The sequence below is a fragment of the Pseudomonas sp. FW306-02-D09B genome (assembly GCF_058782685.1).
The window spans coordinates 311,162-332,244 of the sequence record NZ_JBYSXY010000004.1; the positions used below are offsets into that span (position 1 = coordinate 311,162).

General features: G+C 59.2%; 21 protein-coding genes. 9 read left to right on the top strand and 12 right to left on the bottom strand.

The window, feature by feature from the left end; all coding sequences use genetic code 11:
- Positions 1-64: 64 nt before the first annotated feature.
- Positions 65-1,126, bottom strand: coding sequence for an LPS export ABC transporter permease LptG (gene lptG / locus AC3WK5_RS09945; protein WP_103315697.1), 1,062 nt, complete (start codon positions 1,124-1,126; stop codon positions 65-67).
- The gene (lptF, locus tag AC3WK5_RS09950) at positions 1,119-2,237 is read right to left on the bottom strand and encodes an LPS export ABC transporter permease LptF (RefSeq protein ID WP_103315698.1); all 1,119 of its coding nucleotides are present in this window, start codon (positions 2,235-2,237) and stop codon (positions 1,119-1,121) included. The genes lptG and lptF overlap by 8 nt, the downstream gene beginning before the upstream one ends.
- Before the next feature lie 307 nt (positions 2,238-2,544).
- Between lptF and AC3WK5_RS09955 the strand changes: the two genes are divergently transcribed.
- From AC3WK5_RS09955 to rlmF, 5 genes are all read left to right on the top strand, one after another.
- Positions 2,545-4,035 (top strand): leucyl aminopeptidase, encoded by a 1,491-nt coding sequence (locus AC3WK5_RS09955; RefSeq protein WP_103315699.1) that lies wholly within the window; start codon positions 2,545-2,547, stop codon positions 4,033-4,035.
- Positions 4,036-4,095: 60 nt separating this feature from the next.
- Entirely contained in the window at positions 4,096-4,524 is a 429-nt protein-coding gene (locus AC3WK5_RS09960) for a DNA polymerase III subunit chi (protein ID WP_103315700.1), read from the top strand.
- Positions 4,525-4,531: 7 nt separating this feature from the next.
- Positions 4,532-4,960 carry a DNA polymerase III subunit chi gene (locus AC3WK5_RS09965; protein ID WP_103315701.1) on the top strand — a complete coding sequence of 143 codons (429 nt, stop codon included), beginning with the start codon at positions 4,532-4,534 and terminating at the stop codon, positions 4,958-4,960.
- A 219-nt stretch (positions 4,961-5,179) separates the two neighbouring features.
- A complete protein-coding gene (locus AC3WK5_RS09970; protein WP_103315702.1) occupies positions 5,180-8,026 on the top strand; it encodes a valine--tRNA ligase in 2,847 nt (948 codons plus the stop codon).
- A gap of 245 nt (positions 8,027-8,271) precedes the next feature.
- Positions 8,272-9,294 (top strand): 23S rRNA (adenine(1618)-N(6))-methyltransferase RlmF, encoded by a 1,023-nt coding sequence (gene rlmF, locus AC3WK5_RS09975; RefSeq protein WP_054593882.1) that lies wholly within the window; start codon positions 8,272-8,274, stop codon positions 9,292-9,294.
- A gap of 147 nt (positions 9,295-9,441) precedes the next feature.
- Here rlmF and AC3WK5_RS09980 read toward each other — a convergent pair whose 3' ends face one another.
- The gene (locus AC3WK5_RS09980) at positions 9,442-9,723 is read right to left on the bottom strand and encodes an HU family DNA-binding protein (protein WP_007905514.1); all 282 of its coding nucleotides are present in this window, start codon (positions 9,721-9,723) and stop codon (positions 9,442-9,444) included.
- A 396-nt stretch (positions 9,724-10,119) separates the two neighbouring features.
- On the opposite strand from AC3WK5_RS09980, the gene yejK reads away from it, so the two are divergent.
- Together yejK and AC3WK5_RS09990 are read left to right on the top strand one after the other, a co-directional pair.
- Complete coding sequence (gene yejK / locus AC3WK5_RS09985) at positions 10,120-11,124, top strand: nucleoid-associated protein YejK (RefSeq protein ID WP_054593883.1); 1,005 nt, start codon at positions 10,120-10,122, stop codon at positions 11,122-11,124.
- Positions 11,124-11,474, top strand: coding sequence for a glutaredoxin family protein (locus tag AC3WK5_RS09990; RefSeq protein ID WP_054593884.1), 351 nt, complete (start codon positions 11,124-11,126; stop codon positions 11,472-11,474). The genes yejK and AC3WK5_RS09990 overlap by 1 nt, the downstream gene beginning before the upstream one ends.
- Positions 11,475-11,659: 185 nt before the next feature.
- On the opposite strand, the gene AC3WK5_RS09995 is transcribed toward AC3WK5_RS09990, so the two are convergent.
- From AC3WK5_RS09995 to AC3WK5_RS10015, 5 genes are all read right to left on the bottom strand, one after another.
- Positions 11,660-12,595: a glutathione S-transferase family protein gene (locus AC3WK5_RS09995; RefSeq protein WP_103315703.1), complete on the bottom strand. Its 936-nt coding sequence runs from the start codon at positions 12,593-12,595 to the stop codon at positions 11,660-11,662.
- Positions 12,596-12,682: 87 nt separating this feature from the next.
- Entirely contained in the window at positions 12,683-13,003 is a 321-nt protein-coding gene (locus AC3WK5_RS10000; RefSeq protein ID WP_103315704.1) for a GIY-YIG nuclease family protein, read from the bottom strand.
- A 39-nt stretch (positions 13,004-13,042) separates the two neighbouring features.
- Positions 13,043-13,513: a nuclear transport factor 2 family protein gene (locus AC3WK5_RS10005; protein WP_054593887.1), complete on the bottom strand. Its 471-nt coding sequence runs from the start codon at positions 13,511-13,513 to the stop codon at positions 13,043-13,045.
- A gap of 113 nt (positions 13,514-13,626) precedes the next feature.
- On the bottom strand, positions 13,627-14,943 hold the full coding sequence (locus AC3WK5_RS10010) for a CynX/NimT family MFS transporter (protein WP_103315705.1): 1,317 nt from the start codon (positions 14,941-14,943) through the stop codon (positions 13,627-13,629).
- A complete protein-coding gene (locus AC3WK5_RS10015; RefSeq protein ID WP_103315706.1) occupies positions 14,933-15,592 on the bottom strand; it encodes a FadR/GntR family transcriptional regulator in 660 nt (219 codons plus the stop codon). The genes AC3WK5_RS10010 and AC3WK5_RS10015 overlap by 11 nt, the downstream gene beginning before the upstream one ends.
- Before the next feature lie 166 nt (positions 15,593-15,758).
- On the opposite strand from AC3WK5_RS10015, the gene AC3WK5_RS10020 reads away from it, so the two are divergent.
- Positions 15,759-16,070, top strand: a complete 312-nt coding sequence (locus tag AC3WK5_RS10020) for a type II toxin-antitoxin system MqsR family toxin (RefSeq protein WP_103315707.1) — start codon at positions 15,759-15,761, stop codon at positions 16,068-16,070.
- The gene (locus tag AC3WK5_RS10025; protein ID WP_103315708.1) at positions 16,067-16,549 is read left to right on the top strand and encodes a type II toxin-antitoxin system MqsA family antitoxin; all 483 of its coding nucleotides are present in this window, start codon (positions 16,067-16,069) and stop codon (positions 16,547-16,549) included. The genes AC3WK5_RS10020 and AC3WK5_RS10025 overlap by 4 nt, the downstream gene beginning before the upstream one ends.
- A 58-nt stretch (positions 16,550-16,607) precedes the next feature.
- Here AC3WK5_RS10025 and AC3WK5_RS10030 read toward each other — a convergent pair whose 3' ends face one another.
- From AC3WK5_RS10030 to AC3WK5_RS10045, 4 genes are all read right to left on the bottom strand, one after another.
- Positions 16,608-17,372: an amino acid ABC transporter ATP-binding protein gene (locus tag AC3WK5_RS10030; protein WP_008053474.1), complete on the bottom strand. Its 765-nt coding sequence runs from the start codon at positions 17,370-17,372 to the stop codon at positions 16,608-16,610.
- A gap of 10 nt (positions 17,373-17,382) precedes the next feature.
- Positions 17,383-18,480 carry an amino acid ABC transporter permease gene (locus tag AC3WK5_RS10035; RefSeq protein ID WP_054593890.1) on the bottom strand — a complete coding sequence of 366 codons (1,098 nt, stop codon included), beginning with the start codon at positions 18,478-18,480 and terminating at the stop codon, positions 17,383-17,385.
- A gap of 10 nt (positions 18,481-18,490) precedes the next feature.
- On the bottom strand, positions 18,491-19,672 hold the full coding sequence (locus AC3WK5_RS10040) for an amino acid ABC transporter permease (RefSeq protein ID WP_054593891.1): 1,182 nt from the start codon (positions 19,670-19,672) through the stop codon (positions 18,491-18,493).
- Positions 19,673-19,737: 65 nt separating this feature from the next.
- A complete protein-coding gene (locus tag AC3WK5_RS10045; RefSeq protein WP_019691964.1) occupies positions 19,738-20,769 on the bottom strand; it encodes an amino acid ABC transporter substrate-binding protein in 1,032 nt (343 codons plus the stop codon).
- Positions 20,770-21,083 lie beyond the last annotated feature (314 nt).

Consider the following 21,083-nt stretch of genomic DNA (forward strand, 5'->3'; position numbering starts at 1 on the left):
CAAAAACGCCCCGCTCTTGCGAACGGGGCGTTTGACTGTCAACCGGGGCAGGAAATACCCGCGATCAACCGGCTCGGCGCAGCATCCAGAGACCGGCCACCCCACAGATACCAGCTGGAACCAGCACCGCGAACAATGGCGAGAAGCCGAAGACCAGGCTTGAAGGCCCGAGCAAATCCTGAGCGATACGGAAGGTAAAGCCGACCAGTACCCCTGTAAACACACGCTGGCCCAGGGTCACCGAGCGCAGCGGGCCGAAGATAAAGGAAATCGCCATCAACACCAGGGCAACAGTGACCAGTGGCTGCAACACCTTGACCCAAAACGCCAGCCAGTAACGGCCATTGTTCAGACCCTGATCCGCCAGATAGTGGATGTAACCCCACAAACCGCTGATCGACAACGATTCCGGCGCCATGATCACGGTGTTCAGCAGTTGCGGGCTCAACGGAACGTCCCAGCGTTCTAGCGGGGTCGTGACCACTTCGGTACTGCCGTCATGGAACACCGTGGTGGTGACGTCATTGAGCTGCCAATGATCCGTTTCGAACTGCGCACGCTTGGAGAAGCTCGAGGTCAGCATGTGACGCTCGCGGTCAAAACGATAGCGAGTCACACCGTACAGAATGCCATCCGGCTGCACCGAGTTGATGTGAATGAACTCATCACCCTGGCGGTGCCACATACCGTGCTTGGCGCTCTGCGCATCACCGATGCCCTGAGCCAGGGAGCGATTGGCCTGGGCCACGTTTTCCGCAACGGGCGCAACGTACTCGCCGACCAGTACACCTGCCAGCATCAACACCAGCATCGGCTTCATCACCGCCCAGACGATACGGCCGATGGACACACCCGCGGCGCGCATGATGGTCAATTCACTGCTGCTGGCCAGGCTGCCCAGGCCGATCAGGCAACCGATCAGTGCCGCCATCGGCAGCATGTCATAGACCCGACGCGGCGCTGTCAGCGCCACGTAGCTCAATACGTCGGTGAGGGTGTAGGTATCCGTGACATCACTCATCTCGTCGATGAAGGCAAACAAGGTCGCAAGGCCCAGAATGATCCCCAGTACCGCCAGGATCGCCATGAAAACACTGCCACCAATGTAGCGATCGAGCTTAACCACGGGTCACCTCCAGCGCACTGCGGCGACTCGCCATTTTCAAGCGCAACGGCTCCCAATAGAGCAGTCCCAGGCCAATGGCCAGGAATATTGCGTGAACCCACCACAGCCCCAGTGCCGGGGGGATCTTGCCTTTCTCCAAAGCACCGCGTGCGGCGATCAGGATCGTCAGATAAGCCATATAAAGAAGAATCGCCGGCAACAACTTGAGGAAACGTCCCTGGCGCGGATTGACCCGCGACAACGGCACCGCCATCAACGTCACGATAAACACCAGCAACGGCAGCGACAGACGCCATTCGAGCTCAGCGCGTGCACGAATATCCGGACTATCCAGCAGGGTACGGGTCGGCATCGCATCGCGATCGGTCACCTCGTCGCTGACATCCGGTTTGGGCAGCAGTACACCGTAGGTGTCGTACTTGATGGCCCGGTAGTCGGCCAGCCCCGGGTTACCGTCGTAACGGTAGCCATTGTCGAGAATCAGGTAACGGTTGCCGTCTTCCTTGATTTCCTGACGACCCTTTTCGGCCACCAGTACGGAAATACCGCGATCCTTCTGATCGGCGGAAAGACGCTTTTCCGAGATGAAGACGCCGCCCAGATTGATCCGGTCATCGGACAGCTGCTCGGTGTAGGTCACCCGCGAACCATCGCGCAACGCCTGAAAACGGCCCGGCACCAGCGTGTCGAACTCGGTCATGGCATCCTGCTTGTTCAGCAGCAACTGGAACTGATTGGCGCCTTGCGGTGCCAGGCTCAGGCTCAGCCAGGCCACGATCACGGCAACCAGCGCAGCCGGAAACAGGGTCATGCCCAGCAGACGCTGCTGGCTCATGCCGGTCGCGGAGAGCACGGTCATTTCACTTTCAAGGTACAGGCGACCGTAGGCCAGCAGGATCCCGAGAAACAGCCCCAAAGGCAGAATCAGTTGCAGGAAACCCGGCAGACGAAAGCCCATGATCAGGAACAGCGAGCCTGGGTCCAGGGCGCCCGAGGCGGCCTGGGCCAGGAACTTGATGAAGCGCCCACTCATGATGATGACCAGCAGCACAGCGCTGACGGCGCTCAAGGTCAACAGGACTTCGCGGGACAGATAACGGAAGACAATCAAACCAGACACTCCAGGGTTGTCAGGCTAAGGCGGCCAAACAAGCAAACATATCGGGCGGCCCACAGGGCTGAGCCGCCGAAAAAGATGGCGCATTATCCTGTGATTGAACGCGCCTGTCACTGCGCACGCTCAAGCAGCCGCGCAATGGTGTAAAGATCACCTGCGCGAGGGTTGTCAGGCGCACGGAGCGAGGTTCAAACTGCGGCCTTTGTCGCTGGCCTGCACCAGCGTCTTTCTATAGATAGGCAAACGTGTGCGCGCATCGCGTAACACGCTGCACTTTGACCATTTATTCAGGGACCCGGACATGGAACTGGTTGTAAAAAGCGTTAGCCCAGAAACGTTGAAAACCGCCACTCTGGTGGTCGCCGTCGGCGAAGACCGCAAACTCGGCACGGTCGCCAAGCAGCTCGACGAGCTCTGCGGCGGCGCGATCAGCGCAGTCCTCAAACGCGGCGATCTGGCCGGTAAAGTGGGTCAGAGCCTGTTGCTGCACAGCCTGCCAAACCTCAAGGCCGAACGCGTGTTGCTGGTCGGCGTGGGTAAAGACGCCGAACTGGGCGACCGTCCATTCCGCAAAATCATCGCCGGCGTACTGAACACCCTCAAAGGCCTGGGTGGCAGCGAAGCCGCTCTGGCGCTGGACGAAGTCGCGGTCAAAGGGCGTGACAGCTACGGCAAGACCCGCCTGCTGGCCGAGACCCTGGTCGACGGCGAATACACCTTCGAGCAGTTCAAGAGCCAGAAGGCTGATCCGCGCGCCCTGAAGAAAATCACCCTGCTGACCATCAAGGCCGCACAGGCTGAAGTCGAGCGCGCCGTGACTCACGCCACTGCAATCGCCAACGGCATGTCCTTCACCCGTGACCTGGGCAACCTGCCGCCGAACATCTGCCATCCAAGCTTCCTCGCCGAACAGGCCAAGAGCCTGGGCAAGGCCAACAAGGGCCTGAAGGTCGAGATCCTCGATGAGAAGAAGATCAAGGAACTGGGCATGGGCGCGTTCTACGCCGTGGGCCAGGGTAGCGATCAACCGCCACGCCTGATCGTCATGCAATACCACGGCGCCAAGAAATCCGAGAAGCCTTACGTGCTGGTCGGCAAGGGCATCACCTTCGACACCGGCGGCATCAGCCTCAAGCCGGGTGCCGGCATGGATGAAATGAAGTACGACATGGGCGGCTCGGCCAGCGTCTTCGGCACCCTGCACGCTGTGCTCGAATTGAAACTGCCAATCAACCTGGTGTGCATCCTGGCCTGCGCCGAGAACATGCCAAGCGGCGGCGCGACCCGTCCTGGCGACATCGTCACCACCATGAGCGGCCAGACCGTGGAAATCCTCAACACCGACGCCGAAGGCCGCCTGGTGCTGTGCGACGCCCTGACCTACGCCGAACGCTTCAAGCCACAGGCAGTGATCGACATCGCGACCCTGACCGGTGCCTGCGTCGTCGCCCTCGGCGCCCACACCTCGGGCCTGCTGGGCAACAACGACGAACTGATCGGCCAACTGCTGAGCGCAGGCCAACAGGCTGACGACCGCGCCTGGCAACTGCCGCTGTTCGATGAGTACCAGGAACAGCTGGACAGCCCGTTCGCCGACATCGCCAACATCGGCGGCCCGAAAGCCGGCACCATCACGGCGGCCTGCTTCCTGTCGCGCTTCACCAAGAACCTGAAGTGGGCGCACCTGGACATCGCCGGCACGGCCTGGACCAGCGGCGGCAAGGACAAGGGCGCCACTGGCCGTCCGGTTCCATTGCTGACCCAATACCTGCTGGACCGCGCCAAAGCCTGAAACTGAAGATCCTGAACGGCGTCATCCGCGGATGACGCCGCGCAGGCATCAGGAACCGCAATGACCAAAGTCGACTTCTATATCCTGCCCAGCGCCGATCCTTCAGCGCGGCTGGATTTTGCCTGCAAGCTCACCGAAAAAGCCTGGCGCATGGGCCACCGCATCTACCTGAATTGCAGCGATGCCGCCCAACGCGACGATCTCGATGCACGCCTGTGGGCGTTCAAAGGCGAAAGCTTCGTGCCTCACGGCCCCGCCGAAAACGAACCGGACGGTTTAGTGGTGCTTGGTCTGGGAGACGATCCAGGACAACACCAGGACTTGCTGGTCAATCTTGACCTCAAAGTCCCGTCTTTTGCCCAGCGCTTTGCCCGTGTGGCCGAAGTGGTGGTTGAAGACCCGGCTATTCGTCAGGCCGCGCGGGAGAGTTTCCGTTTCTACCGCGAACAGGGCTATCCTCTGCAAGATCACCGTTTACAGCGACTCTGAGCACATGATGGACACGTCAAACCAGCTGCAAAAGTCCGCACACCTGCTGGACGACCTCGAGTCGATCCGCCAGTTGCTCGGCGATGACAACCTGCAACCACCGCTGCTGACCGACACCGTCGAGCAAGTCAGTGATGAAGGCCAGATTCCGATGTTGTTCGATCAGGTCGGCGGCAAACCGCAGGCTGAAATCATCGAACCACCTGCCCCACCACCGACACCCGCGCCTGCGCCTGTCGCGGCTCCAGCTCCGGCTCCGACCTCATCTGTCCAGCAAGGCGCCGATGTCATGCTGCACCTGAACGACGAACTGCGCGCCGCCGCGCAATTGATCATGCAAGACGTGATCGACGACTTCGCCCCGCACATCGAAACCGAGATCAAGCGTCGGCTGGATGCACGGATGGAGCGGTTGCTCAGCCAGTACGAATCCTGAAACTGCGGCGCGACCATCGCGGGCAAGCCTTACTCCTACAGGTTCCTACTGCCCGTAGGAGCAAGGCTTGCCCGCGATGGCGTCATCATTGCCGATAAAAATCTCACCTCATTGCACAATTTTCAGGCACCCGCCATCACCTCGCTCTACGCGCACGGGAACATCCCCGCTATACTTCCCGGCTTTTCCTGAATAAATGCCAATAGGGTCCCGCCGCGCATGGATAAGACCTACCAGCCGCACGCCATTGAAACTTCCTGGTACAACACCTGGGAGTCAGAGAATTACTTCGCCCCGCAAGGCGCGGGCGAGTCCTACACCATCATGATCCCGCCGCCGAACGTCACCGGCAGCCTGCACATGGGTCACGGATTCAACAACGCGATCATGGACGCCCTGATCCGTTTCCGCCGCATGCAGGGTCGCAACACCCTGTGGCAGCCGGGCACCGACCACGCCGGTATCGCCACGCAAATGCTGGTGGAGCGTCAACTCGAAGCCAAGGGTCAGAATCGCCACGATCTGGGCCGTGAAAAATTCCTCGAGAAAGTCTGGGAGTGGAAGGATGAGTCCGGCGGCAACATCAGCCGTCAAATCCGCCGCCTCGGCTCGTCTGTCGACTGGAGCCGCGAGCGCTTCACCATGGACGACGGCCTCTCGGAAGCGGTCAAGGAAGCCTTCGTGCGCCTGCACGAAGACGGTCTGATCTACCGCGGCAAGCGTCTGGTCAACTGGGACACCAAGCTGCACACGGCGATTTCCGACCTCGAAGTGGAAAACCACGACGAAAAAGGTTTCCTGTGGAACCTGAAGTACCCGCTGGCCGACGGCGCCAAGACCGCTGAAGGCAACGATTACCTGATCGTCGCGACCACTCGCCCGGAAACCATGCTCGGCGATGCTGCCGTGGCGGTTAACCCGAACGATGAACGCTACAAAGCCCTGATCGGCAAATTTGTCGTGTTGCCACTGGTTGGCCGCCGCATCCCGATCATCGCGGACGATTACTGCGACCCTGAATTCGGCACCGGCTGCGTGAAAATCACCCCGGCCCACGATTTCAATGACTACGAAGTCGGCAAGCGCCACAACCTGCCGCTGCTGAACATCTTCGACAAGAACGCCGAGGTGCTGCCAGCAGCCCAGGTCTTCAACCTCGATGGCAGCGTCAACGAAGAGATCGACGGCACGCTGCCCGCCGAATACGCCGGCCTCAACCGTTTCCAGGCCCGCAAGGAAATCGTTGCCGCGTTCGAAGCCGCCGGCCTGCTGGTCAGCGTCGACGATCACGCGCTGAAAGTACCGAAAGGCGACCGCTCCGGCACCATCATCGAGCCGTGGCTGACCGACCAATGGTACGTTTCCACCAAACCGCTGGCCGAGCCTGCGATTGCTGCCGTTGAAGACGGCCGCATCCAGTTCGTGCCCAAGCAGTACGAAAACATGTACTTCTCGTGGATGCGCGACATCCAGGACTGGTGCATCAGCCGTCAGCTGTGGTGGGGCCACCGGATTCCGGCCTGGTATGACGAGTCGGGCAAAGTCTACGTCGGTCGCGACGAAGCCGAAGTGCGTGCCAAGCACAACCTCGGCCCGGACGTTGCGCTGCAACAGGACAACGACGTGCTCGACACCTGGTTCAGCTCGGGCCTGTGGACGTTCTCCACCCTCGGCTGGCCGCAGCAAACTGAATTCCTGAAGAAGTTCCACTCCACCGACGTGCTGGTGACCGGCTTCGACATCATTTTCTTCTGGGTTGCCCGGATGATCATGCTCACCATGCATTTGGTGAAAAACGAAGATGGCACGCCTCAGGTTCCGTTCAAGACTGTGTATGTGCATGGTCTGGTGCGTGATGGCCAGGGCCAGAAGATGTCCAAGTCCAAGGGCAACGTCCTGGACCCGCTGGACATCATCGACGGCATCGAGCTGGAAGAATTGGTGCAGAAACGCACCTCGGGCCTGATGCAGCCGAAACTGGCGAAGAAGATCGAGAAGCAGACCCGCGACGAGTTCGCCGACGGCATCGCCAGTTATGGCACTGACGCCCTGCGCTTCACCTTCTGCTCGCTGGCCTCGACCGGTCGCGACATCAAGTTCGACATGGGCCGCGTCGAAGGCTATCGCAACTTCTGCAACAAGATCTGGAACGCTGCGCGCTACGTGCTGGACAAGGGCGAAGACTGCGGCCAGAACGGCGAGGCCTACGAGCTGTCGCTGGCGGATCGCTGGATCATTTCGCAGCTGCAACGCACCGAAGCCGAAGTGACCCGCCAACTCGACCAGTTCCGTTTCGACCTGGCGGCACAAGCCTTGTACGAGTTTATCTGGAACCAGTATTGCGACTGGTACCTGGAACTCTCCAAGCCGGTGCTGTGGGACGAAAACGCAGCCGTAGAGCGTCAACGCGGCACCCGCCGCACGCTGGTCCGCGTGCTGGAAGTCGCCTTGCGTCTGGCTCACCCGTTCATGCCGTTCATCACCGAAGAAATCTGGCAGCGCATTACGCCGCTGGCCGGTGTTCAAGGCAAGACGATCATGCTGCAACCTTGGCCAGTGGCCGTTGAGGCACGCATCGATCAGGCCGCCGAAGACGATATCGAATGGCTCAAGGGCCTGATGCTCGGCACGCGTAACATTCGTGGCGAGATGAACATCGGCCCGGGCAAGCCACTGCCGTTGTTCCTGAAGAACGTCAATGCCGAAGACCAGCGTCGCCTCACCGAGAACGAAGTCCTGCTGAAGAAGCTGGCCAAGCTCGAGTCGATCACCGTGTTGGCAGCAGGCGAAGAAGCACCACTGTCTGCCACCGCGCTGGTGGGAGAAATGGAAGTGCTGGTGCCGATGGCCGGCCTGATCGACAAAAACGCCGAACTGGCGCGTCTGGACAAGGAAATCCAGCGCCTGCAAGGTGAAGTACAGCGTGTCGGCGGCAAGCTGTCCAACGCCGGTTTCGTTGACAAGGCCCCGGCCGACGTTATCGAGAAAGAACGCGCCAAACTGGCCGAAGCCGAACAGGCTCTGGGCAGACTGGCCGAGCAGCATGCGCGGATTGCCAGTTTGTAACGGTAAATCGTACTGAAAGAGGGAGACCCGAGTGGTCTCCCTTTTTTATTTTCATTGTCCCAAAACACCGAAACTCCGCTTTCTTGTAGGAGCAAGGCTTGCCCGCGATGAACGATAACGCGGTGCATCTGTTACACCGCATCGCGATTCTCGCGGGCAAGCCTTGCTCCTACGGGATCCCCGCGCGACCATCGTCTGTGGGACAATGCCCGTCACTTTTAGCCATACCCGAATCGACCTCGCCCATGAACGCCCCCCGCACACCAAGACCTGCGCGCCAAAAGCCAAAACCCGCGACCCCGGCCAAAGCCGTCGAGCCGCGCGAGAAGGCCAGCCTGCATCCACGCAACCGCCACCAGGGTCGCTACGACTTCCCGGCGCTGATCAAGACCACACCTGAGCTGGCGAAGTTCGTGATCATCAATCCCTACGGCAAAGAGAGCATCGACTTCGCCAGCCCGGATGCGGTGCGGGTGTTCAACCGGGCACTGCTCAAGTCGTTCTACGGCATTGCCCATTGGGATATTCCAGCCGATTACCTGTGCCCGCCAGTGCCGGGGCGTGCCGACTATGTGCACTTCCTGGCTGACTTGCTGGCCAGCGTCAACGACGGCGAAATCCCGCGCGGCGCACCGGTCAAGGTGCTCGATATCGGCATGGGCGCCAACTGCGTCTATCCGTTGATCGGCTACAGCGACTATCGCTGGCACTTCCTCGGCTCGGAAATCGACCCGACCGCCGTGGCCGCCGCCAAAGCCATCGTGCAGTCCAATGGGTTGAACAAAGCCATTCAGTTGCGCCAGCAAAGCAATCCCAAGCACATTTTGCTGGGCCTGCTCGAACCCGGTGAACGCTTTGACCTGACCATGTGCAACCCGCCGTTCCACGCCTCGATGGACGAGGCTACCAAGGGCAGCGAGCGTAAATGGCGCGCACTGGGCCGCGCCGACCCGAAGCGCAAGCTGCCGGTGCTGAACTTTGGTGGCCAATCGGCCGAACTGTGGTGTGAAGGTGGCGAAGCACGGTTTGTGACGCAACTGATTGCCGAGAGCGCGCACTTCCAGCACAAAGTGCTGTGGTTCAGCACTCTGGTCTCGAAAGCCTCAAACCTGCCTGCCATCCAGACCGCACTGAAAAAGGCCGGCGTACTGGAGAGCCAGGTCGTGGAAATGTCTCAGGGGCAGAAGCAAAGCCGTTTTGTCGCCTGGACCTTCCAGACTAAATCCGAACAGCAGGTCTGGCGCGAACGCTGGGTTCGCAAGAGCTGAGTAACTGACCAACGCAGATCAACTGTGGGGAGGGCCGGGCGACGTTCGCTTGCTCGCTCCCACATTGGCTTGCAGCATTTGCTGAATAGCGGATACAAAAAAACCGTGCCCGGGTTGTCCCGGCGCACGGTTTTTTTTACTGCGGTCTTACTTGTTAACAGCGTCAGTCAGGCCTTTAGCCACGACCAGCTTGATAACTTTCTTGGCAGCGATTTCGATGGCAGCGCCAGTCGAAGGGTTGCGGCCGGTACGGGCAGGACGCTCGGTCACTTTCAGCTTGCCGATACCTGGCAGAGTGATTTCGCCGCCGTTTTCCAGTTGATCAGCAACGATTTGGCCCAGTTGGTCCAGAGCGTTACGCGCGGTGGTTTTTGGCGCGTCGATAGCTTCAGCGATATCGGCGATCAGTTGGTCTTTAGTAAGAGCCATGTGGTGTTCCTTCCCTATCAAATTCATATGGATTGCAGAGTGCAGTGTCAGCCATCGAGCCCGATCTTCTGGATCTGGCACCCTCGGCTACAACACCGACGGGTCGGGGTTATAGATGCCGAAATCAGGGTTTGGTTCGACCTGACAAATGCTGAATGCACGCTTAACGCAGTGACTTCGCGTAAGACCGGGCAAAACTAGCACAGAGACGGGGAAATATCCGCCTCTACCTACCCATTTGGTCAGCTTTATTGCTCTAAATCCGGAAAAAAGCGCATAAGCCCGGTCAGACACGCCTCGAACACCCTTCAAGCACCGCCAAAACCAGCAGGTGCGGTACACTGGGCACTTTTTTAGGGGAGCACGCCCTCCTCTCTTCAATCAGCCGAGAAGCCCATGCCGATCCGTCATTGCATCGTCCACCTGATCGACAAAAAACCCGACGGCACTCCTGCAGTTCTCCACGCCCGCGACTCCGAACTTGCTGAGTCCACGGCCATCGAGAATATGCTCGCCGACCTCAACGAAAGCTATAACGCCAAACAAGGCAAGGCCTGGGGTTTGTTCCATGCCGAGTCCGGCGCGCACCCGTTCAGCGGCTGGCTGAAGGAATACCTCGACGGCGGCAAGGACTTCACGGCGTTCAGTCGCGTTGCCGTGGAACACCTGCAAAAGTTGATGGAAGAATCCAACCTGTCGACCGGCGGCCACGTGCTGTTTGCGCACTATCAGCAAGGCATGACCGACTACCTGGCTATCGCACTGCTGCACCACAGCGAAGGCGTGGCGGTGACTGACCAGCTCGACGTGACGCCGTCCCGCCACCTGGATCTTGGCCAGTTGCACTTGGCAGCGCGAATCAACGTGTCCGAGTGGCAGAACAACAAGCAGTCCAAGCAGTACATTTCGTTCATCAAGGGCAAGAACGGCAAGAAGGTTTCGGAGTATTTCCGCGACTTCATCGGCTGCCAGGAAGGCGTCGACGGTCCGGGCGAAACCCGCACCCTGCTCAAGGCGTTCAGTGACTTCGTCGAAAGCGAAGACCTGCCGGAAGAGTCCGCCCGCGAGAAGACCAAGACCCTGGTCGACTACGCCAGCAGCCAGGCAAAACTCGGCGAACCGATGGGCCTCGAAGAGTTGTCCGAGCTGATCGACGAAGAACGCCCGAAAGCTTTCTACGATCACATCCGCAACAAGGATTACGGCCTGTCGCCAGAGATCCCGGCAGACAAACGCACCCTGAATCAGTTCCGCCGCTTCACCGGTCGCGCCGAAGGCCTGTCCATCAGCTTCGAAGCGCACCTGCTGGGCTCGAAGATCGAATACGACGAAGAAGCCGGCACGCTGATCATCAAGGGGCTGCCGACCCAGCTGACCGATCAGCTGAAGCGCCGCAACTGATGCTGAACGGCGTACTGAAGAAATTCCTGCTGATCCTGCTGGTGGTTGTGGCCTACCAGAACTGGGGCAAGATCGAGCGGGTGTTCAATCCTTCGCAAGTGGTGTCCGAGCAGACCCAGGCCAATGCCAGGGTCGTGCTCTACGCCACCGACTGGTGCGGTTACTGCAAACTGACCCGGCGCTTTCTCGACCAGAAAGGCATTCCTTACCGCGAATTCGACATCGAGAAAGATGCCGAAGCACGCAAGACTTATGAAGCGCTGGGTGGACGCGGGATTCCGATGCTGGACGTGAACGGCACATTGATTCGCGGTTATGAGCCTGAGGCGATCCTCACTGCCCTGAAATAACCCACCCGAGCTAGCACAATCCCTGTGGCGAGGGGGCTTGCCCCCGTTGGGTCGCGAAGCGCCCCCAGCATTTCAATGGGTAAACCGCGCTCGCAGGATTTACGACTGCGGTGCAGCCGAACGTGGCGGTGCGGCGTTCCGACAAGCCCCCTCGCCACAAATGCCCATTCGCAATTCATGTCTCGTCAGCGTGCCTCGATGCGAAAGCCAAACCGCGGGAAGTGCACATGCACCAGCCCGCCCCGCTCATCTTCGCGGCGCAGGATCAGTTCTTCGCGCCCTGCAAACAGCAACTCACCTACGACCGGATCAACGCCATAGTCAGTCGCCGCAATGACTACTTGCTGGCCGGCCTTGAAGCCGTTGGGTTCATCGAACTGCTCATCCGGCAAAGCCGCTGGTGTTGAATGACGCGAAACCTCCAGCGCCTCTTCAGAGGTCATTTCGCTGAATGCACCATGCCCGAAGCCCATGACCCGAACCAGCCATGCCGACACCGCCGGATAAACATCGACCAACGGTGCCGTCACCGGTGTGTCCTTGAGGAACCACAACGGGTGAGCCATGGCGAAGTCGGCAATCGAAGGTTCACCAAACAGGTAATCACCGTCCTCGCGCTGCAATTGCTGCTCAAGCCGCGCCATGATCGTCGGCCATTGATGCCTGGCCTGCTCGGCCGACAACCGCGTAGCGCTGCCACCGCTGAACAACCCGGCACGGTCAGCGACAAATGCCTTGATCGCTTCTGGAGACAACTTGGCAAAACGCACCGCCACCGATTCTGGCTGGAACACCAGGCTCACCGCATGCTGAAACACCACCGAATCAGCCCAGGCGGCAAAGCTCGCAGTGATCATCTCCCGACCTTCCGGGAACAATGCAGGCGAAGCCTTTTCCTGTTCCAGACGGCGGGCAATCAACGCTGTGTCGCAGTAGATATCGGCGCCAATCTGCAACACTGGGGTCTTGCGGTAACCACCGGTCAGTGCGGTCAAATCGGGTTTTGGCATCATTCGCGGGATCATCACGGAACGCCAGGACAAGCCTTTGAAACCGAGCAACAGTCGGGTTTTCTCCGCAAAGGGGGAAGTTGGGTAATGGTGAAGAATCAACTCTGGCATGCTGGGCCCGCCGCTGGTGTTAGATGTCAGCAGCTTAGCGCGCAATCGAATAGCGGCCTACCCATCTGCCTGATGGGCACTTATCAGTCAGATTGATAAGCCCGCGGCAGCGCTCGCCACCAGGCACTCCTTGGCGCTTTTCTTGAGTTTTTTGATCAGGCGTTCCTGACGTAGTGCTTCGCTTTTATCGCGGCAGACTTCGGTGTACACCAAGGCAACAGCCGGGCTTGAGAGGAAGAAACGCGCCCCCTTGCCACTTTGATGAGTGGCAAAACGCCGGACAGGGTCGTCACTGATCCCGCAGTACAGCGAACCGTTGGCCGCACGAACCAGATAGACGAACCAGGGTTTGCTCTGCGCGGGTGGGGTTGCAAGGTCGCTGACGGAGACTTCGCTCAAGGTGTTCACGTGACGATCAAGGCTTGTAGGAAACAAGCCGCGATCTTATCAGCGACTGGCCTGGAACGCCTTCAAGCCTTTCAAGGCCTGCGCGCGCACAGCGTTGCCCACCAATGGTGTCCAGCCCAGCAACAGACCTTTGAAACCCAATGCCTGACGCGACCAGCGCCACAGATCGAAATGGTCGTGGTGCTCGCAGATCTTGCCGTCACGGAAAACAAATCGCGCCTGAATGTCGTTGACCACCGTGTTGCCGGTCTGGCTGAACAGGTAGGTCGCCACCCAATGCGCACCGCCCGTACGCTCATCGGCGCGGACGTTATCGAAGGTCAGGGAAAAGTCTTTGGCGCGAGTCGTGAGCATGCGCCACATGTCGCCGGCATCGCGCCCACGCAGTTCGCCGAACGCCGGATCACTGAACACCACGTCGTCGGTGTAGCAGGCGCTCATGGCCTCGGCATCCAGCCGCTGGAAGGCTTGATAGAACTGGGTGATCAAGGCGCGGTTGGCATCACTCATGGGCAGGCTCCCTGCATTGGCAAAAACGGCTTCGAAAGATCCCTGCACGATAATCTGCCAATGCTGGGAAAACTACCGACATTCGCATCAGGAATATCGGCACTGCGCAGGCTTCAAACGCGTTCGCTTTCGACCTGTACGTACAGCGAACGCCCGGCACCGAGACCGGCGATGATCGCGCCGAGGCCAATAACCCCGAAGATCCAGCCCAGCGCGGTCCAGCCGCCGGTCCAGTCATGTACCAAACCGACCGCAAAAGGTCCCATTGAGGCCAACGTATAGCCGAACCCCTGGGCCATGCTCGACAGGTTGGCCGCCACATGGGCATCGCGCGAACGCAGCACGATCAGGGTCAGCGCCAGGCTGAACGTACCGCCCTGCCCCAGTCCGAGCAGAATCGCCCAGCCCCACAGGCCTTCGATCGGCGCATAGAGGCAGCCGAACAGACCGCCGAGGGTCAGGAGCATGACGACGACGATCGCCAGTCGCTGATCTTTACCGCGAGTCGCCAGCCATGGCGCGGCCAATGAGCTGGCCAACTGGATGATCACCGAACCGGACAGCACCAGCCCGGCTTGGGTCGGGGTCAGGCCGCGGCCGATCAGGATCGAAGGCAACCAACCGAAGACAATGTAGGCCAGCGAGGATTGCAGGCCCATGTAAAGGGTCACTTGCCAGGCCAGCGGATCACGCAGCAAACCGCGCACCCGATACGCCACATTGTGCGCGCCGTGTTTCTGGCCAACTTGCGGCAACCAGAACATCGCCGCGACCAGCGCCGGGATCACCCAGAAGCCCAGGCCCAGCGCCCAGCTTTCGTCGAAATGCTGGCTCAAAGGCACCGTCGCACCGGCCGCCATGGCCGCGCCAAGGCACAGGGCCATGGTGTAAACGCCGGTCATGGTGCCCGCGTGTTTGGCAAAATCACGCTTGACGATGCCCGGCAGCAGCACACCGATTACGCCAATGCTCGCGCCGGCCAGAATGCTGCCGGCAAACAGCCCGACTTCACCGAACGAACTGCGCAGAATGATCCCGCCAGCCAGCGCCAGCAAAATCCCCAGCACCACTCGCTCGGCGCCAAAGCGCCGCGCCAGCAGCGGTGCCAGCGGCGCGAACAGCCCAAGGCAAAGCACCGGCAAGGTGGTCAGCAAACCGGCCTGGGCCGCCGACAGCCCGAGGCTTTTCGACACCTCGCTGAGCAGCGGCGCCATGCTCGACAGCGCCGGGCGCAGGTTCAGCGCCACCAGAATCAGCCCCAGCAACAACAACCACGGGCGACGTAAAACCGAATGGCTTTGCTGGACCTGTTCGTCATCGGCCTCGGCATCGATCAATAGCTCTTCGAGCTCAGCCGTGCGTTTGAGTTGGGTCGTGCTGCTGGTATTCGCCTGCTGGCTGGACATGAGGTTCTCGGTTTCAAGGTTCATTGATCAACTGCCTGGAAATGGCTTTGGCCCGTTCCGGATCGCGCTGCTCGACGGCATCGAGCAGTTCGATATGCAGATCGAACACCTCCTGACGTCTGGGAGTGATGTTGAGGGTCTGACGCAATTGCGCGCCGATGATGCTGGAGAAATAGCGATACAACTCGCTGAGCGTCGGGTTATGCGCGGCGTCCACCAAACGCCGGTGGAACACCAGGTCGCAGGCAATGTAGCTATCGAGATCGCCGTGGTAGTGACTGCCGCTGACCCCCAGGGCTTCACGCAGTGCGATGAGGTCTTCATCGGTACGACGCAACGCCGCCAGACCGATGGCCTCGACCTCGAGGATGTGTCGGGTTTCCCGGGCCTGCTCGTGGGAGCAACGGGACAAGGCTTTCATCGTGTCGAGCGGGTCGACGACCGCCCGCAGGTAACTGCCGTCGCCCTGCCGGATCTCGATCAACCCGGAAAACGCCAACACCCGCATGGCTTCGCGCACGGTGTTGCGGCTGATACCCAGCTCGGTCGCCAGTTCAGGTTCAGTGGGCAGGCGCTGACCGACTGACCAGGTGCCGTTGTTGATGCGCAGGCGCAACTGCTCAAGGGCCTGATCGACCAGAGAACGCTTCACCAGTGGGGATGTGTCTGTCATTGAATTCGCCCTTTCATCCAATCATAGGATGAATTTTCTGACATGTTAGTCAGCTTCGTCCGAGAGGACAAGCTCCTAGGGTTAGGGGGCAGGAAAGGGAGTGGAATTTTCGATTGTCAAAATTACCCTTAAAGGGTAATTTATATCTCAAGGTGCTAGGTGTCTTATGGAAAAGAACACACCTCATTACGACCTGTCCGCGGTCAAGGCGGAGGTTGTCAGGCTAGGTTCCAAAGCGTTTACCGGTAGTGCACGGGAAGGAGGCCGAAGGCTCGATTTGAGTCTTGCCCAGATGCAGCAGATCGTCTGCGCCCTGGAGCAGAGGATGTTCTACAAATCCATGACAACTTACGCGGACTATCAGATCTGGCAGGACGTGTACCACGCAAAAATTCGTGATAGGGAGATTTACCTCAAGGTGACCTACCGCCCAGGCGGTGGTCCGCCGGTAATCTCCTTCAAGGAGAGAGACACATGAAAACACGGCAATGCTTCAGCTGCGGTACCCAGGACGGGATGCAGCATTTCGACGGGCGAAGCTTCACCATCGACTTCAGACAGTTGACGCGTCAGGTGCACGACATTTCCGGATGGGAATGCCAGGCCTGTAGTGAAATCGAATTCGACGACGGCAGTGCAGAACGTTACTCCGATGCGAGTGATCAATTGCTCGAGGACTCCCGGCAGCTCATGGCAGCCGAGATGAAACGCATCCGCCGCAAACTGCACCTTACGCAAAAAGAGGCAGTGAAATTGCTGTCGGGCGGTGGGCACAATGCATTTTCCCGCTACGAGCGTGGCGAAATCGCTCCTCCTCAACCGCTGTTCATGCTGATGCGTCTGCTTGATCGTCACCCTCACCTGATGGCTGAAGTGCAATCGCTGAACGAAGGCCTGGATCTGCGCCAACGTCTGGAAATAAAGGATCAAGAACACGAAGGTGTTACCACGCCTTAAACCCCGGACAAAAATAAACCCGGAACAGGTCCGGGTTTATTTCACTGCCTGGCTTCGATCAATGCAGGATCTGGCTCAGGAACAGCTTGGTGCGTTCGTTCTGCGGATTGTCGAAGAAGTCGTTCGGCGCAGCCTGTTCGACGATTTCGCCCTTGTCCATGAAGATCACGCGGTTGGCCACGGTCCGGGCGAAGCCCATTTCGTGGGTCACGCAGAGCATGGTCATGCCGTCTTCGGCCAAACCGATCATGGTGTCCAGAACCTCTTTCACCATCTCTGGATCGAGTGCCGAAGTCGGTTCGTCGAACAGCATGATTTTCGGCTTCATGCACAGCGCGCGGGCAATCGCCACACGCTGTTGCTGACCACCGGACAATTGCCCCGGATACTTGTGCGCCTGCTCTGGAATGCGTACGCGTTCCAGGTAATGCATGGCAATTTCTTCCGCCTTGCGCTTGGGCATCTTGCGCACCCACATCGGTGCCAGCGTGCAGTTCTGCAGGATGGTCAGGTGCGGGAACAGGTTGAAGTGCTGGAACACCATGCCGACTTCGCGACGAATCGCTTCGATCTGTTTCAGGTCGTTGGTCAGTTCCACGCCATCGACCACGATGCGGCCCTGCTGGTGCTCTTCCAGACGGTTGAGACAGCGAATGGTGGTCGACTTGCCCGAACCGGACGGCCCGCACAGAACGATACGCTCGCCTTGCTTGACGTTCAGGTTGATGTCTTTCAATACGTGGAACTGGCCGTACCACTTGTTCACGCCCTGCATCTGAATAATGCCTTCAGGGCTCACAGGCTGTTTGATCGCTTCACTCATCACAAAACTCCTAACGCTTGTGGCCAGTGTCCAGCTTGCGTTCCAAATGCATGGAATAGCGGGACATACCAAAACAGAAAATCCAGAACACCAGGGCCGCGAATACATAACCTTCAGTGGCCATGCCCAGCCATTTCGGGTCGGCGGCGGCTTGTTTGACGCTGTTGAGCAAGTCGAACAGGCCGATGATGATCACCAGGCTCGTGTCCTTGAACAGCGCAATGAAGGTGTTGACGATGCCCGGAATCACCAGCTTCAGGGCTTGCGGCAGAATCACCAGGCCCATGCTGCGCCAGTAACCGAGCCCCATCGCGGCTGCGGCTTCGTACTGACCTTTGGGTATCGCTTGCAGACCACCGCGCACCACTTCGGCCACGTAGGCCGACTGGAACAGGATCACCCCGATCAAGGCCCGCAGCAACTTGTCGAAGTTCATGCCTTCTGGCAGGAACAACGGCAGCATCACCGAGGACATGAACAGCACCGTGATCAACGGCACGCCGCGCCAGAACTCGATGAAGGTCACGCAGACCACGCGAATCGCCGGCAAGTTCGAGCGACGCCCCAGCGCCAGCATGATCCCCAGCGGCAACGCACCGACAATACCGACCGTGGCGATCACCAGGGTCAGCATCAGGCCGCCCCATTGGCTGGTCGCAACGTTGGTCAGGCCAAGAATGTCACCGTGCAGCAGGATGTAGGCAACGATCGGATAGAGCACCAGAAAGCTCAGCCCGTACACCGCTTTACGCGGGAAGCGCGAGATGAACAACGGTGCCACGCCAATGACCGCCAACCACACGGTCAGGTCGACACGCCAGCGCAGTTCGGGCGGGTAATACCCGTACATGAACTGGCCAAAACGCTGCTGAATGAACACCCAGCAAGCGCCTTCCTTGGTGCAGTCGGCGCGCGTGGTGCCCACCCAGTTGGCATCCAGTATCGCCCAGTGCAGGATCGGCGGCACTACCAGATAAATCAGGTAGAACGCGAACAGCGTGAGCAGCGTGTTGATCCAACTGGAAAACATGTGCTCGCGCATCCACGCCAGGATACCGATTCTGGTGCCTGGCGGTGGCATGTCAGGTTTGAAAATATGAGTCGTCATGCGCTTTTCCTCACCGCTCGATCAGCGCAATGCGCTTGTTGTACCAGTTCATCAGCAGGGAAATGCTGATACTGATCGCCAGGTACACGCTCATGGTGATGGCGATGACTTCGATCGCTTGCCCGGTCTGGTTCAGCACCGTGCCGGCAAACAGCGAAACCATTTCCGGGTAACCGATACCGGCGGCCAGCGAGGAGTTCTTCGCCAGGTTCAGGTATTGGCTGGTCAGCGGCGGAATGATCACCCGCAGGGCTTGCGGGATGATGACCTTGCGCAGGGTTGGGCCGTTGCGCAGCCCCAGCGAACGTGCCGCTTCGGTCTGACCGTGGCTGACCGAGTTGATCCCGGAACGCACGATCTCGGCGATGAACGCCGCGGTGTACACCGTCAGGGCCAGGGTCAGGGCCAGCAGTTCCGGAATCAGCACCCAGCCGCCGACAAAGTTGAAGCCTTGCAGCTTCGGCATTTCCCAATGCAGTGGCACACCGAAGATCAGCGCGCACAAGGCTGGAATCAGCAGAAACAGTGCCAGGCCGACCCAGAACTTGTGGAACGGCACGCCGGTCGCTTCAAAACGCTTGTTGGCCCAACGGCACATCAGCACGATGGCGACGATCGCCACCACGATGCTGATCACAAACGCCCAGAACCCGTTGGCCATCTGCGCGGCCGGCATGTTCAGGCCGCGGCTGCTGACAAAGAAGGTGTCGGCGAAGTTATGGCTATTGCGTGGCCCTGGCATGGTCAGGAACACCGCAAAGTACCAGAACAGGATTTGCAGCAGCGGCGGAATGTTACGGAAAGTCTCAACGTAAACTGTTGCCAGCTTGTTGATGATCCAGTTCTTCGACAGCCGTGCCACGCCAACGATGAACCCCAGAATCGTCGCCAGGATCACGCCGATAAAGGTCACCAGCAAGGTGTTGAGCAAGCCGATGACAAACACCCGGGCATAGCTGTCCGATTCGGTGTAGTCAATCAGGTGTTGCGCGATACCGAACCCGGCGCTGCGCTCCAGAAAGCTGAAACCGGAGGTAATGCCCCGGTGTTGCAAGTTGGTTTGAGTGTTGTTGAACAGGTACCAACCCATCGAGATCACCGCGACAATCGTGATGATCTGAAACAGCCACGCACGCACTCGCGGATCGCTGAGGCTGAGCCTCTGCTTTGGTGCGCCGATTGAATTTTGCATGAAGTGCCCCAGAAATAATGGAACAGAACATCACCCGGTGGTTGGCCCACCGGGTGATAGAACCATCAGCGCACTGGTGGTGCGTATTGAATGCCGCCGTTGGTCCACAGCGCATTCAGGCCACGGTCGATTTCCAGCGGAGTGCTCTTGCCGAGGTTTTTCTCGAAGACTTCGCCGTAGTTACCGACCTGCTTGACGATTTTCACCACCCAGTCTTTCGGCAGCTTCAGATCTTTACCGTACTCACCGTCAGTGCCCAGCAGACGGGCAACGTCCGGGTTCTTGGTCGACTTGGCTTCAGCCTCGACGTTTTTCGAGGTGATACCGGCCTCTTCGGCGTTGAGCATGGCGTAGCCAACCCAACGAACGATCGCCAGCCACTCATCGTCGCCGTTACGCACGACTGGACCCAGAGGCTCTTTGGAGATGGTTTCCGGCAGAACTACGTAATCTTTAGGCGAAGCCAGTTTGCTGCGCTGTGCATACAACTGGGACTTGTCGGAGGTCAGCACGTCGCAACGACCGGATTCCAGCGACTTGGCGCTTTCATCGGAGGTGTCGAAAGTAATCGGGGTGTACTTCAGGCCGTTGGCACGGAAGTAGTCGGACACGTTCAGCTCGGTGGTGGTACCGGCTTGAATACAGATGGTCGCACCATCCAGTTCCTTGGCACTTTTCACGCCCAGCTTGCTGTTGGCCAGGAAGCCTACGCCGTCGTAATAAGTAATGAAGCCAGGAAACTTCAGGCCCATGCCCGCGTCACGGGAACTGGTCATGGTGGAGTTACGCGACAGCATGTCGATTTCGCCGGATTGAAGCGCGGTGAAACGCTCCTTGGCATTCAACTGGCTGAATTTCACCTTGGTCGCGTCGCCGAATACGGCAGCGGCAACGGCGCGGCAGTAATCAGCATCGATACCGACGATCTTGCCGGTGGAGTCCGGAACCGAAAAACCTGGCAAACCGTCGCTCACGCCACATTGCACAAAGCCTTTCTTCTGCACCGCATCCAGGGTTGCACCCGCCTGAGCGAACCCACTGACACCGAGTACTGCGGCCGCAGTCACGACTGCCAGGGTGGATTTCAACATCTTCATTCAAACCTCCAGTTTTGCTCTTGTTGTGTCGGAGCTTGAGTCCTGCCGCACCCTTATGAGGCGCTGTTAACCCGTGTTGGCATTTCTTTGGGTCAAGCGGCGTAAGACCTTAGCTATGAGTCTAGTAGGAGAAAATCCACATAATGGAAAACTCACTTCTCACCAATCGGCCGAACGGGCTGTAGCCCTTTTACGTTCGCGAAGCCCGTAGCGGCCACTGGCGAACATCCATCACCGGATTCTTGCTATCCCACAGCCGACAGTGACTGATAGTGTTACCGCCGTGGCTGAGAGCAATCACTTCGTCTTCCCCA

Bases quoted from the DNA above. Each gene is read 5' to 3' on its own strand.
- AC3WK5_RS10035 (WP_054593890.1), bottom strand. From the start codon at position 18,480: ATGACGACTCATATTTTCAAACCTGACATGCCACCGCCAGGCACCAGA.
- yejK (WP_054593883.1), top strand. From the start codon at position 10,120: ATGCCGATCCGTCATTGCATCGTCCACCTGATCGACAAAAAACCCGAC.
- AC3WK5_RS10025 (WP_103315708.1), top strand. From the start codon at position 16,067: ATGAAAACACGGCAATGCTTCAGCTGCGGTACCCAGGACGGGATGCAG.
- AC3WK5_RS10005 (WP_054593887.1), bottom strand. From the start codon at position 13,513: ATGAGTGATGCCAACCGCGCCTTGATCACCCAGTTCTATCAAGCCTTC.
- AC3WK5_RS10030 (WP_008053474.1), bottom strand. From the start codon at position 17,372: ATGAGTGAAGCGATCAAACAGCCTGTGAGCCCTGAAGGCATTATTCAG.
- AC3WK5_RS10015 (WP_103315706.1), bottom strand. From the start codon at position 15,592: ATGACAGACACATCCCCACTGGTGAAGCGTTCTCTGGTCGATCAGGCC.
- rlmF (WP_054593882.1), top strand. From the start codon at position 8,272: ATGAACGCCCCCCGCACACCAAGACCTGCGCGCCAAAAGCCAAAACCC.
- AC3WK5_RS09970 (WP_103315702.1), top strand. From the start codon at position 5,180: ATGGATAAGACCTACCAGCCGCACGCCATTGAAACTTCCTGGTACAAC.
- AC3WK5_RS09990 (WP_054593884.1), top strand. From the start codon at position 11,124: ATGCTGAACGGCGTACTGAAGAAATTCCTGCTGATCCTGCTGGTGGTT.
- AC3WK5_RS09980 (WP_007905514.1), bottom strand. From the start codon at position 9,723: ATGGCTCTTACTAAAGACCAACTGATCGCCGATATCGCTGAAGCTATC.
- AC3WK5_RS10040 (WP_054593891.1), bottom strand. From the start codon at position 19,672: ATGCAAAATTCAATCGGCGCACCAAAGCAGAGGCTCAGCCTCAGCGAT.
- AC3WK5_RS09965 (WP_103315701.1), top strand. From the start codon at position 4,532: ATGGACACGTCAAACCAGCTGCAAAAGTCCGCACACCTGCTGGACGAC.
- AC3WK5_RS10010 (WP_103315705.1), bottom strand. From the start codon at position 14,943: ATGAACCTTGAAACCGAGAACCTCATGTCCAGCCAGCAGGCGAATACC.
- AC3WK5_RS09955 (WP_103315699.1), top strand. From the start codon at position 2,545: ATGGAACTGGTTGTAAAAAGCGTTAGCCCAGAAACGTTGAAAACCGCC.
- AC3WK5_RS10020 (WP_103315707.1), top strand. From the start codon at position 15,759: ATGGAAAAGAACACACCTCATTACGACCTGTCCGCGGTCAAGGCGGAG.
- AC3WK5_RS09995 (WP_103315703.1), bottom strand. From the start codon at position 12,595: ATGCCAGAGTTGATTCTTCACCATTACCCAACTTCCCCCTTTGCGGAG.
- AC3WK5_RS10045 (WP_019691964.1), bottom strand. From the start codon at position 20,769: ATGAAGATGTTGAAATCCACCCTGGCAGTCGTGACTGCGGCCGCAGTA.
- AC3WK5_RS09960 (WP_103315700.1), top strand. From the start codon at position 4,096: ATGACCAAAGTCGACTTCTATATCCTGCCCAGCGCCGATCCTTCAGCG.